The 11,640-nt window shown below is 63.5% G+C and carries 8 protein-coding genes; 2 read left to right on the forward strand and 6 right to left on the reverse strand.

Features of this window, described 5'->3' with window-relative positions:
• Positions 1-27: 27 nt before the first annotated feature.
• Positions 28-1,323, reverse strand: a complete 1,296-nt coding sequence (locus B0G76_RS10040) for an FAD-dependent oxidoreductase (RefSeq protein WP_120291748.1) — start codon at positions 1,321-1,323, stop codon at positions 28-30.
• 340 nt (positions 1,324-1,663) lie between these two features.
• Between B0G76_RS10040 and purL the strand changes: the two genes are divergently transcribed.
• Positions 1,664-5,758: a phosphoribosylformylglycinamidine synthase gene (purL, locus tag B0G76_RS10045; protein WP_120291750.1), complete on the forward strand. Its 4,095-nt coding sequence runs from the start codon at positions 1,664-1,666 to the stop codon at positions 5,756-5,758.
• 137 nt (positions 5,759-5,895) lie between these two features.
• Here purL and B0G76_RS10050 read toward each other — a convergent pair whose 3' ends face one another.
• The 5 genes from B0G76_RS10050 to B0G76_RS10070 all read right to left on the reverse strand — a co-directional run bounded on the left by B0G76_RS10050 (position 5,896) and on the right by B0G76_RS10070 (position 9,706).
• Positions 5,896-6,675 (reverse strand): peptidylprolyl isomerase, encoded by a 780-nt coding sequence (locus tag B0G76_RS10050; protein ID WP_120291752.1) that lies wholly within the window; start codon positions 6,673-6,675, stop codon positions 5,896-5,898.
• A gap of 11 nt (positions 6,676-6,686) precedes the next feature.
• Entirely contained in the window at positions 6,687-7,001 is a 315-nt protein-coding gene (locus B0G76_RS10055; protein ID WP_120291754.1) for a BolA family transcriptional regulator, read from the reverse strand.
• A 1-nt stretch (position 7,002) separates the two neighbouring features.
• Positions 7,003-7,533, reverse strand: a complete 531-nt coding sequence (locus B0G76_RS10060; RefSeq protein WP_120291756.1) for a septation protein A — start codon at positions 7,531-7,533, stop codon at positions 7,003-7,005.
• Positions 7,534-7,657: 124 nt separating this feature from the next.
• A complete protein-coding gene (gene msrB, locus B0G76_RS10065) occupies positions 7,658-8,080 on the reverse strand; it encodes a peptide-methionine (R)-S-oxide reductase MsrB (RefSeq protein WP_120291758.1) in 423 nt (140 codons plus the stop codon).
• Between the two features lie 69 nt (positions 8,081-8,149).
• Complete coding sequence (locus B0G76_RS10070) at positions 8,150-9,706, reverse strand: YdiU family protein (protein ID WP_120291760.1); 1,557 nt, start codon at positions 9,704-9,706, stop codon at positions 8,150-8,152.
• Positions 9,707-9,942: 236 nt separating this feature from the next.
• Between B0G76_RS10070 and B0G76_RS10075 the strand changes: the two genes are divergently transcribed.
• Complete coding sequence (locus B0G76_RS10075; protein WP_120291762.1) at positions 9,943-11,628, forward strand: 3-(methylthio)propionyl-CoA ligase; 1,686 nt, start codon at positions 9,943-9,945, stop codon at positions 11,626-11,628.
• Positions 11,629-11,640: the final 12 nt, after the last annotated feature.

Consider the following 11,640-nt stretch of genomic DNA (forward strand, 5'->3'; position numbering starts at 1 on the left):
CGATAGGCTTCGGACGCGCGCCCTTTACTAGAACCGGTCCGCGCGCAGCGCCGCCAGGGTGTCCGCGGGAACGTCCGGGGTCTTGCCCGAGATCAGGTCGGCGATCAGTTTGCCCGCACCGCATGCCAGACCCCAGCCTGCCGGGCCATGTCCGGCGTTGACGAACAAACGCGGGTGAAGCGCATTGCCGATCACAGGCATTCCATCCGGCGACAGCAGTTTGACGCCTTCCCACGGCAGGGCCGCGGAGATCCGGGCGGCGCCCGGAATCCAGTCATGCGTCGCCTGGCCCAGCAGCGCCAGCGCTTCCTTCGTCAACGCCTCGCCGAGCGGTTTGTCGATCTGACCTGCGCTCTGCAAGACCGCGCCGCCCGCAACCCGCAGCCGATGATTCATGCGGCTGACGGTAATGCGCTTCACGGCATCCACAATCGCGACGTGCGGCGCGCATTCCTCATGCGCGATCGGCGCGACCAGGTTATGCAGACGCAACGGGTACAGCGGCAGCCGCAGCCCGAGACGTTCGAGCAGCGGCAGGCTGCCGTAACCCGCGGCGACAACAATCGCGTCGGCGTTGATCACGTCGACTTCGCGTGAACGCGATGCCGTGCCCGGCCGCGGCGTCAGCTCCACCGCGGCGCGCTGACCTTCGAGGCGGATCGCCGAGACTTCGCAGCCGAGCATGAATTGCACGCCGCCCTGCGTATCGAGGGTCTGCTTGATCAATTTGGCGAAAAGCGGGCAATTGGCCGTGCGCTCGTGGTCGAACAGCACGCCGCCGGCGAATTCCGGCTCGGTCCGCACGGAATGCTCGTACGCGGCGCATTCGGCCGGCGTCAGCACGTGATGCGGCACTTCATACTGGCGCAGCAGATCGAGCGCGGTTTGTGTCTGCTTCCATTCCTGCTCGGAACGCACGAGATAGAGCAGGCCGCTTGCCTGTTCGAATTCCAGTCCGAAGCGCGCCTCGATATCGGCCATCGCCTCACGCGACGTTTCGATCAGCGGACGCAGCCGCGCGTACTGGCGGCCGAACGCCCCAGGCTCCTGCAAGGCGGCCAGTTGCTTGACGAACTGGCGTGCCGGCCCGTTAAAGCCGGTCTTGCTGATCACGCCATTTTTGACACCCTGACGGCTCGCCATGAAAGTCGGGCCGAACCAGACGTCGAGCGGGGTCGGCAGCACGGTGCCGCCGTGCCCGTAAGTCGCGCCTTGCGCAACCGTTGCGTGGCGTTCGACGACGCATACCCGGTGGCCTGCCGCGCGCAGTTGATAAGCGGTGGCGACGCCCGCAATCCCGCCGCCAATGACGATGACATCCATGATCTGATTCGATTTGCCGGCGGGACGCCGAAACGCCGCGTTCCCGTTAAGCGTGGCATGCGGCGCGTTGCCCGGGCATTGCTCAGGCCGCTCGCGCCGATCTGGTGAAAGGCCGAATGATAGCAGTCAAACGGATGGCTCCGCCACGCGAGTGCCACGCCGAAGCGCCGCAACGGCGCACCCGAACCACCGCTCGGATCACGCCAAAACCCTGGTGCGAGGCCCGTTGGAAGCCCGTTCCCGGGGTATAATCCCGGACTTCCTTTCCGCCTCACGTCGCCTTCACGCGCGGCTCATCGGCATCACTCATCGGCATCATTAGCGACGCAACGTCAAGTCCATGGCCCACTTCTCGTGTTTCCCCGGTGCTTCGGCCCTCTCCGATTTCCGCCAAACCCGCCTGCTCGACACGCTTACGCGCATCGACGCCAACATCACCGGCGTGCGCGGGCAGTATCTTCACTTCGTCAACGCGCAAACTCCGCTGTCCGCGGAAGATAACGCGAAGATCGAAGCGCTGATGCACTACGGCGATCCGCTCGAAGAAACCAAAGAGCGCGGCACGGCTGAGACCTTCCTCGTGGTGCCGCGCTTCGGCACGGTGTCGCCGTGGGCCAGCAAGGCAACCGATATTGCCCACCTGTGCGGCTTGACGCAGGTGCGCCGCATCGAACGCGGTGTCGAATACACGGTCACGCTGAAAAGCGGCCTGCTGGGCGGCAAGAAGGCGCTCTCGGACGAAGCCCGCGCGGCCGTCGCAGCAGCCCTGCACGACCGCATGACCGAGAGCGTGTCGGCCTCGCGTGACCACGCCTTGCATCTGTTCGACGAACTGCCGGCCAAGCTGCTGCAAACCGTCGACGTATTGAGCCACGGCCGCGGCGCGCTGGAATTGGCGAACACGGAACTGGGCCTCGCGCTCGCCGACGACGAAATCGACTACCTTGTCGACGCTTTTACGAAGCTCGGCCGCAACCCGACCGACGTCGAACTGATGATGTTCGCGCAGGCCAACAGCGAACACTGCCGTCACAAGATCTTCAACGCGGAATGGACGATCGACGGCGAGAAGCAGGACATTTCGCTGTTCAACATGATCCGTAACACGGAAAAACTGAACCCGCAGGGCACGATCGTGGCCTATTCGGACAACTCGGCGATCATGGCAGGCGGCGTGGCGGAGCGCTGGTTCCCGCGCACTCCGGCTGAACTCAGCACGGGCGAATTGCCCGAGCACTACCGCCGCAACGTCGAACTGACGCACACCTTGATGAAGGTGGAAACGCACAACCACCCAACGGCGATCTCGCCGTTCCCGGGCGCCTCGACGGGCGCGGGCGGCGAAATCCGCGACGAAGGCGCGACGGGCCGCGGCGCGCGTCCGAAGGCGGGTCTGGCGGGCTTTACGGTGTCGAATCTGGAATTGCCGGACGGCGTCGAAGCATGGGAAAACGCCCGCGACGCGGCGCAGCCGCTGGCGCACCGCAACCCGGACGACAAGTACGAAGCGTACGGCCGTCCTGACCGCATCGCGTCGCCGCTGCAAGTCATGATCGACGGCCCGCTCGGCGGCGCCGCGTTCAACAACGAATTTGGCCGCCCGAATCTGGGTGGCTATTTCCGCGCTTATGAGCAGAACGTCGCGGGTCTGGTGCGCGGCTATCACAAGCCGATCATGATCGCCGGCGGCATCGGCAATATCTCCGATCAGCACACGCACAAGCACGATCTGCCGGAAGGCTCGCTCCTGATCCAGATCGGCGGCCCGGGTATGCGCATCGGCATGGGCGGCGGCGCCGCCAGCTCGATGGCGACCGGCACCAACACGGCCGAACTCGACTTCGATTCGGTCCAGCGCGGCAATCCGGAAATCGAGCGACGTGCGCAGGAAGTGATCAACGCGTGCTGGCAACTCGGCGAGAAGAACCCGATTCTGAGCATTCACGACGTGGGCGCGGGTGGTTTGTCGAACGCGTTCCCGGAAGTGGTGGACGGCGCCAGCAAGGGTGCGATCTTCGATCTGCGCAAGATTCAGCTGGAAGAGAGCGGGTTGTCGCCGCGCGAAATCTGGTCGAACGAAGCGCAGGAGCGTTACGTCCTGGCGATTGCACCGGCCGATCTGCCGGCCTTCGAAGCCATGTGCGAGCGCGAGCGCTGCCCGTTCGCGGTAGTCGGCACGGCCACGGCCGAGCGTCAGCTGAAAGTGATCGACTCCGAATCGAACAGCGACGTCGCGCATGAGCCGGTCGACATGCCGATGGAAGTGCTGCTCGGCAAGGCGCCGCGCATGCATCGCGATGTGAAGCGCGTCGAAGCGAAGCTCGAACCTGTGGACGTCACCCGCATCGCGTTGTCGGAAGTCGCGGTCAGCGTGCTGCGCCATCCTACCGTTGCCAGCAAGTCGTTCCTGATCACGATCGGCGACCGCTCGGTCGGCGGCACGACCGCGCGCGACCAGATGGTCGGCCCGTGGCAAGTGCCGGTGGCCGACGTCGCCATCACGACAATGGACTATGCGGGCTTCCGCGGCGAAGCAATGACCATGGCCGAGCGTACGCCACTCGCCGTGATCAACGCGCCGGCGTCGGGCCGCATGGCGGTCGGCGAGGCCATCACCAACATCGCAGCGGCGCCGATCGCGTCGCTCGATAAGCTCAAGCTGTCGGCAAACTGGATGGCCGCATGCGGCGCGGCAGGCGAAGACGCCGCGCTGTACGACACGGTCAAGGCCATCGGCATGGAATTGTGCCCGGCGCTCGGCATCAGCATTCCGGTCGGTAAGGACTCGCTGTCCATGCGTACCAAGTGGGAAGACCGTGGCGTGGCGAAGGAAGTGGTCGCGCCGGTCTCGCTGATCATCTCGGCATTCGCGCCGGTCGAAGACGTGCGTCAGCACCTCACGCCGCAACTGCGCCGCGCGAACGGAACGGGTGGCGAGGGCGATTCCGTGCTGATCGCGATCGACCTTGGCCGCGCCAGGCATCGTCTGGGCGGCAGTATTCTCGCGCAAGTCACGCAGCAGGTCGGCGATACGGTGCCGGACGTCGACGATCCGGAAGATCTGAAGCGTTTCTTCAACGCGATCCAGTCGCTCAATAGCGACGGCAAGCTGCTCGCGTACCACGACCGCTCGGACGGCGGCCTGTGGGCGACGGTGTGCGAAATGGCGTTTGCGGGTCACGTCGGCGTGTCGCTGAACGTCGACATGCTGGTGCTCGATCCGAATCATGAATCCGATTACGGCGACGCGAAAGACTGGGCGAAGCAGACCAGCGGCCGTCGTGAAGACCGCACGATCCGCGCGCTCTTCAACGAAGAACTGGGTGCCGTGATCCAGGTGCGTGCCACGGACCGCGACGCGGTGCTGGGTGCGTTGCGCGAACACGGCCTGTCGGCATGCTCGCATGTGATCGGCAAGACCAATGAACGCGATACGATTGAAATCTATCGCGACGCGAAGAAGATCTACGAGGCGCCGCGTACCGAATTGCATCGCGCGTGGAGCGAAGTGAGCTGGCGTATTTCGCGTTTGCGCGACAACCCGGCGTGTGCCGATGCCGAATACGACGCTCTCTCCGACGCTGCCGATCCGGGCATCTCGCCGATCCTCACGTTCGATCCTTCTGAAGACGTCGCCGCGCCGTTCCTTGCCAAGGCCGCGCGTCCGCGTGTTGCGATCCTGCGTGAACAGGGCGTGAACTCGCACCTCGAAACGGCCTATGCATTCGACCGCGCCGGCTTCGACGCGCACGACGTGCACATGAGCGACCTGCTGGCCGGCCGCGCCAACCTGGCGGATTTCGCCGGTGCGGTGGCGTGCGGCGGGTTCTCATACGGCGATACGCTGGGCGCCGGTGAAGGCTGGGCGAAGGCGATCCGTTTCAACTCGCAACTGGCCGACATGTTCGCCGAGTTCTTCGGCCGCGACGATACGTTTGCGCTCGGCATCTGCAACGGCTGTCAGATGATGAGCAGCCTTGCCTCGGTGATTCCGGGCGCCGAAGCATGGCCGAAGTTCACGCGCAACAAGTCGGAGAAATTCGAAGCGCGCTTCTCGCTGGTCGAAGTGCAAGCTTCGCCGTCGATCTTCTTCGCCGGCATGGAAGGCTCGCGCATTCCGGTGGCGATCGCGCACGGCGAGGGTTACGCGGACTTCTCGCAGCAGGGCGATGCGTCGAAGGTAGCTGTGGCGATGCGTTTCGTCGATCACCGTGGTCAGGCAACGGAGCAGTATCCGTTCAACCCGAACGGTTCGCCAAACGGCATCACGTCGGTGACGACGCCCGATGGCCGCTTCACCGTGTTGATGCCGCACACTGAGCGCGTGCATCGTGCGGTGCAGATGAGCTGGCATCCGGAAGGTTGGGGCGAGGGCAGCACGGACGCGAGCCCGTGGCTGCGCGTGTTCCAGAACGCACGCCGCTGGCTGGGTTGATGATGCGACAGGCGTCGTCGCTCAAAGCGGCGGCGCTCGTGCTTGAGCAGAAGCGAAGCAAAGCAGCAGAACTTGCAGAAACAAAAAAACCGCCCTCGGGCGGTTTTTTTTGTTCTGAAGCAGCAGACCAAAAACGCTTACTGAATCTTCGCGTTCTTGCGCAGACCTTCTTCGAACGCCTGCAGCTTTTCCTGCTGGATCTGTTGCACGATCTGCGGGCGCACTTGTTCGAGCGGCGGCGGCGTGATGTCGCGCACGTCGTCGACACGGATGATGTGCCAGCCGAATTGCGTATGCACCGGTGTGTCGGTCATCTGGCCTTTCTGCAGATGCGTGGCCGCGTCAGCAAATTCCGGGACGTAGGCCTTCGGGTCCGACCAGTCCAGGTCGCCGCCATTCTTGCCCGACCCCGGATCCTTCGAATATTGCTTGGCGAGGTCTTCGAAGCTTGCGCCGGCCTTGATCTTGGCGATCAGGTCCTTCGCTTGCTGTTCGTTGTCCACCAGGATGTGGTGCAGGTGATATTCCTTGCCGCCCGCATCCTTGATCAGCGCGTTGTAGCGCGCGATGACTTCGGCGTCGGTCGGCGTGTTGTTCTTCACGAAGTCTTCGATCAGTGCGCGCAGCACGACAGTTTGTTGTGCGACGGCGATTTGCGCCTTGATGTCCGGACGATTCGGCAGGCCGCGGCGCAGCGCTTCCTGCATCAGGATTTCGCGGTTCACCAGCTCTTCGCGCACGGCCATTTGTAGTTGCGGCGTGTTTTGCTGGCCTTGATGAACCAGTTGATCGATCAGCGCGTCAGCGCGCGCTTTCGGAATCGGCGTACCGTTCACGACAGCGATGTTCTGTGCAAATGCAGGTGCGGCCGCAAAGGCAGCCAGCAATACCCAAAGGCGGGTTTTCTTCAAGGTCATCAGAAATTTTCCTAGCGGGGCAACAAAGCGAATTCTTCGGGCGTATACGCCGTGATTGCAAGGGCGTGAATGCCGCGCTGCATGGCATCGGCCAGCGCATCATACACCATGCGATGCCGCGCCACGCGGGCTTTCCCGGCGAATACGGCCGCCACAATCGTGACAGAGAAATGACCGCCGGCGGAGGCGCCGGCGTGGCCCGCGTGCTGCGCGCTGTCATCCGTGATCTGGATCGAGGCGACCGGTGCGAGCGCCGCGGTCAGGCGAGCCTCGATCAGTGCGGCGCGCTCGGCGGTGGTGGCGTGCATGAACACATCGCTCGTCATGTCATTCTTCCTTCATGTACTTCGACAGCCACAAACTCTGTCCGACGATGAACACCACGAGGCACCCCGTCGCGCCGAACAGCTTGAAATTGACCCACTGGTCGGTCGTGTAGTTGTACGCGACGAACAGGTTAACCAGCCCCAGCAGCACGAAGAAAATCGCCCAGACGATATTCAGCTTGCCCCAGATCGCGTGCGGCAGCGTGATCTGCTTGCCCATCATCGCTTCGATCAGGTTCTTGTTGAAGGCCAGTTGCGAGACGATCAGCGCGACCGAAAACGCCCAGTACAGCACGGTCGGCTTCCATTTGATAAAGGTGTCGTTGTGCAGCACGAGCGTCGCGCCGCCGAACACGGTGACGACGCCGAGGCTCACCCACAGCATCGGATCGACCTTGCGGTGGCGGAATGCCACCCACGCGATCTGCACCAGCGTGGCTACGATCGCCACTGCTGTCGCCGTGAAAATGCCCCACAACTTGAAGGCGACGAAAAACAGGATGATCGGGAACAGATCGAACAGGAATTTCATTATCTGGTCGGGAATTCGGAGAGTGAGTCGGAGAGTAGGTCAGAGAAACAGGGACACGGCGCCGGGCGCCTGATGACAGGCGCCGGCCGCGCATCATTCAATGGGTGCCGAACTCCGCGCTGCGTTACTTGGGCTCGAATTGTAACGCAGCCGAATTGATGCAGTAACGCAGACCGGTCGGAGCCGGTCCGTCTTCGAACACGTGGCCCAGATGCGCGCCGCAGTTCTTGCACTGCACCTCGATGCGCAGCATGCCGTGCGTGCGGTCGGTTTTCTCGGCGATCACTTCGCCGTTGATCGGCTTGAAGTAGCTCGGCCAGCCGCAACCGGCGTCGAACTTGGTGTCCGATTCGAACAGCGGCGTACCGCAGCAGACGCAGTCATAGATACCGCGGTCCCAGTGGTCGTGGTAGCGGCCGGTGAAGGGGCGCTCGGTGGCCGCATGGCGCGTCACCTGGTATTCCATCTCGGAGAGCTGCTCGCGCCACTCGGCGTCGTCCTTCTGCACGGTGGGGGCGCCGGTGTTGGAGTCGTCGGGTTTGTTCATGGTCGGGGTTCCTGTCTCGGGGTTATTGTGTGGGGCTCGTCACGTCATGCCACGTCACGTTACGTTACGTCACGAAGAACAGCTCACTTCCAGCGAGCTGGCCCAATCCGGCGGCAGCCCCGCATACGCTTCATTTTCCGGCTGCTCGTCGAAGGGACGGCGCAGCACGGCGGCCAAACGTTCCACTTCGGAGAAATCCTTCCCTTTCGCCCGGCGGATCGCCGTTTCCGCCAGATGATTACGAAGTACGAATTTGGGGTTCACCTGGTTCATTGCAATGGCGCGCGCGGCATCGTCGCGTGATTCTTCGGACAGGCGCGCGCGGTAGTCGTTCACCCATGCATCGAACGCGGCGCGATCGAGGAACAGATCGCGCACCGGCGCATCGCCGCTCGCGTCGTGCCTGGAAATACGCGCCAGATTGCGGAACGTCAGCGTGAAATCCGCACGGTTGGCATGCATCACTTCGAACAAACGGTTGATCAAGAGGTCATCGCAGTCGCGCTCGCTTTCGAGGCCGAGCTTGGCGCGCATGCGCTTTTCCAACGCCGGCGCGAAACGCTCCTTGAAGCCGCCGAGCACGCGTTGCGCGTCTTCGATCGCCTTGTCGCCGCGCACGCTTTCCTCGTGCTGCATGCCCAGTAGTGGCAGCAGGCCCTGCGCGAGGCAAAAGAGGTTCCAGTACGCGATCTGCGGCTGCATCTTGTACGCGTAACGGCCTTGCGAATCGGAGTGGTTGCAGATGTAGCCGGCGTCGAAGCCGTCCATGAAACCGAACGGGCCGTAATCGATCGTGAGGCCGAGGATCGACATGTTGTCGGTATTCATCACGCCGTGGCAGAAGCCGACGGCTTGCCATTCGACCATCAGATCGGCCGTCGACATCACCGCTTCATTCAGCAGCGCGAGATACGGATCGTCGGCTTCGCGGCAATGCGGATAGAAGCGTTCGATCACGTGATCGGCGAGCGCGCGCAGTGCATCGACGCGATCGTTCGAATAGAAATGCTCGAAGTGCCCGAAGCGCACGAAACTCGGCGCCACGCGCGTGACAACCGCAGCGGTTTCGACTTCCTCGCGGCGCACCGGCTGGTCGGAGCCGATCACGCAGAGCGCGCGCGTGGTCGGAATGCCGAGGTGATGCATCGCTTCCGAACACAGATATTCGCGGATCGACGAACGCAGCACCGCGCGGCCGTCGCCCATGCGCGAATAGGGTGTGCGGCCCGCGCCTTTGAGCTGCAACTCGAAGCGTTGGCCGTTGTGTTCGACTTCGCCGAGACCGAGCGCGCGGCCGTCGCCGAGCTGGCCGGCCCACACGCCGAACTGATGGCCTGAATACACCGACGCATACGGCAGCACGTCGGCGCGCCATTCACGCGTGGCGTTGCCGGAGAACAGTTCGGCGAAGCCTGGATCATTCTGGAGCCCGGGCTCTAAACCGAGCAGCGCGGCGGTTTCTTCGGAGAACCCGACCACGTACGGCGCACTCAGCGGCGCCGCGGGCAGGCGCGTCAGAAAGGTGCTGCCAAGGCGCGCAAACGCGCTTTCGGGCGAGGTGGTAAGTGCGTCGGAAAGAGCCGACAAAGGCCCGGATAACCCTGCAATGCTTGGGGAAAACGACATATTGAGCGCCTCTGGATTAACCGATATTGTAAGTCCGCGCCCGCGGAACTGCTGGCTGGCCGTCAGCCCGGCGCCACCTGCGTCCCGGGCGTCTCTCCTGCCGAAGCGCGCCTGCGCCGTTCCAGTGCACGCCGCGAGAAACCCACCGGCGCATTTCGCGCGACTCGAACGGAGCGCGCCGAGCGGTCCCGAATTGCAACCCCAATGACGCAAACAAGGCGAGGAGACCTCTCTTTATGACGACGCCGCTGCTTGGCCAGATGATGGACGTGCCGCTCACCGTGTCCTCGTTGCTCGCGCATGCCGCGCGGCATTTCGGCGACACCGAGATCGTGTCGCGACGCATCGAAGGCGACGTGCATCGCTATACCTACCGCGACTGCGAAAAGCGCGCGAAGCAGCTGGCGCAAGCACTGATCGCGCTCGGCGTCGAACCGGGCGAGCGGGTGGCCACGCTGGCCTGGAACGGCTACCGGCATCTGGAAGCGTATTACGGCACGGTGGGTTTCGGCGCCGTGTGCCACACCATCAATCCGCGCCTCTTTCCCGACCAGATCGCCTACATCATCAATCACGCCGACGACGCCTACGTGCTGTTCGACACCACGTTCGCGCCGCTCGTCGACGCGCTCGCGCCGCAGTGCCCCAAAGTGCGCGGCTGGATCGCACTGGCCGACGAAGCGCACCTGCCGCAGATGCAAACGCCGGTGCTGAGCTACGAAACCTTGGTCGAAGCACAGGGCGGCCAATACGAATGGCCGGCCATCGACGAGCGTCAGGCGTCTTACCTCTGCTATACGTCGGGCACCACCGGCAACCCGAAAGGCGCGCTGTATTCGCACCGCTCCACGGTGCTGCACGCGTTCGGCGCGTCACTGCCCGATGCGATGAGCCTGTCCGCGCGCGACTCCGTGCTGCCGGTCGTGCCGATGTTCCATGTGAACGCCTGGGGCATTCCGCACGCCGCGCCGCTGACCGGCGCGAAGCTGGTCTTTCCCGGCAAGGATCTCGACGGCAAATCGCTCTATGAATTGATGGAAAGCGAACGCGTTACGTATTCGGCCGGCGTGCCGACCGTGTGGCTCGGCTTGCTCAACTATCTTCGCGAGGCCAGGGTGCGCTTTTCGTCGCTCAATCGCACGGTGATCGGCGGCTCGGCCTGTCCGCCAGCCATGCTGCGAGCCTTCGAGGACGAGTACGGCGTGCAGGTGATCCATGCATGGGGCATGACGGAAATGTCGCCGCTCGGCACCTTGTCGAAACTGACGTGGGAGCAGAGTCAGCGTCCGCTTGAGGACCAACGCAAGCTGCTCGAGAAACAGGGCCATGTGCTGTATGGCGTCGATATGAAGATCGTCGGCGAAGATGGACGCGATCTGCCGTGGGACGGTGTGGCGTTCGGCGATCTGCACGTGCGGGGCCCCTGGGTGATCGACCGCTATTTCCGCAAGGACGATTCGCCACTGGTGGACGGCTGGTTCCCGACCGGCGACGTCGCCACGATCGACCGCGACAGCTTCCTGCACATCACGGATCGCTCGAAAGACGTGATCAAGTCGGGCGGCGAGTGGATCAGTTCGATCGACATCGAGAACGTCGCGATCGCGCATCCGGCGGTGGCCGAAGCGGCGTGCATCGCCTGCGCGCATCCGAAGTGGACCGAGCGGCCGCTGCTGGTGGTCGTCAAGCGGGCGGGTTTCGACGTGACGCGCGAAGAACTGCTCGCGTTTTACGACGGCAAGGTCGCCAAATGGTGGATTCCCGACGACGTCGCCTTTGTCAACGAACTCCCGCACACGGCCACCGGCAAGCTGCAAAAACTCAAGCTGCGCGACATTTTTCGCGATCACGTGCTGCCGTCCGCGCTCGAAAACGAAAAGGATTGCCCCCTTACGCCGCTTGCCAGGGGAAACCCCGCCTAACGATAAATTGAA

Source organism: Paraburkholderia sp. BL23I1N1 (assembly GCF_003610295.1).
Lineage (GTDB): Bacteria > Pseudomonadota > Gammaproteobacteria > Burkholderiales > Burkholderiaceae > Paraburkholderia.

Coding starts and splice junctions, on each gene's coding strand:
- B0G76_RS10055 (WP_120291754.1), bottom strand. CDS start 7,001: ATGACGAGCGATGTGTTCATGCACGCCACCACCGCCGAGCGCGCCGCA.
- B0G76_RS10050 (WP_120291752.1), bottom strand. CDS start 6,675: ATGACCTTGAAGAAAACCCGCCTTTGGGTATTGCTGGCTGCCTTTGCG.
- B0G76_RS10060 (WP_120291756.1), bottom strand. CDS start 7,533: ATGAAATTCCTGTTCGATCTGTTCCCGATCATCCTGTTTTTCGTCGCC.
- purL (WP_120291750.1), top strand. CDS start 1,664: ATGGCCCACTTCTCGTGTTTCCCCGGTGCTTCGGCCCTCTCCGATTTC.
- msrB (WP_120291758.1), bottom strand. CDS start 8,080: ATGAACAAACCCGACGACTCCAACACCGGCGCCCCCACCGTGCAGAAG.
- B0G76_RS10070 (WP_120291760.1), bottom strand. CDS start 9,706: ATGTCGTTTTCCCCAAGCATTGCAGGGTTATCCGGGCCTTTGTCGGCT.
- B0G76_RS10075 (WP_120291762.1), top strand. CDS start 9,943: ATGACGACGCCGCTGCTTGGCCAGATGATGGACGTGCCGCTCACCGTG.
- B0G76_RS10040 (WP_120291748.1), bottom strand. CDS start 1,323: ATGGATGTCATCGTCATTGGCGGCGGGATTGCGGGCGTCGCCACCGCT.